1 pseudogene is annotated in these 458 nt (G+C 75.5%); it reads left to right on the top strand.

The window, feature by feature from the left end:
* A pseudogene (locus Q0848_RS18920) lies at positions 1-458 on the top strand (ABC transporter permease); the annotation flags it as partial.

The following is a 458-nucleotide window of genomic DNA, read 5'->3' on the forward strand; positions in this document are numbered from 1 at the left end:
CCCGGGGTCGACCAGGTGCTGCCGGTCGGGATCACCCAGACTCGCGCCGAGGCCGGGCAGACGTCCACGCCTGTCGCCGCGGTCGGCCTGCCCCGCAGCGGCGGCCCCGGTGCAGTCAGCGACCTCGCGCCCTCCCGCGACGGATCGGTGGGCCTGTCCGCGGACGCCGCCGACCAGCTCGGCGTCGGCGTCGGCGACCAGATCGACATCACCGGCACGACCTACCAGGTCGCCGCCGTCGGCGGTGAGGCCTGGTACAGCCACACACCCGTGATCACCATGACCCCCGACGCGTGGACCGCAGCCGACGAGCGCGTCGGAGGAGACGGCGCCGCGACCGTCCTCGCCGTGTCCGGCGACCCCGACTGGGACGCCGTCGCCGAGACCACCGGCACCGCCGCCAAGACCCCGCTGGCCGCCCTGACCTCCCTGGAGACGTTCCGCTCCGAGGTCGGCTC

The organism is uncultured Pseudokineococcus sp. (assembly GCF_947495735.1).
Lineage (GTDB): Bacteria > Actinomycetota > Actinomycetes > Actinomycetales > Quadrisphaeraceae > Pseudokineococcus.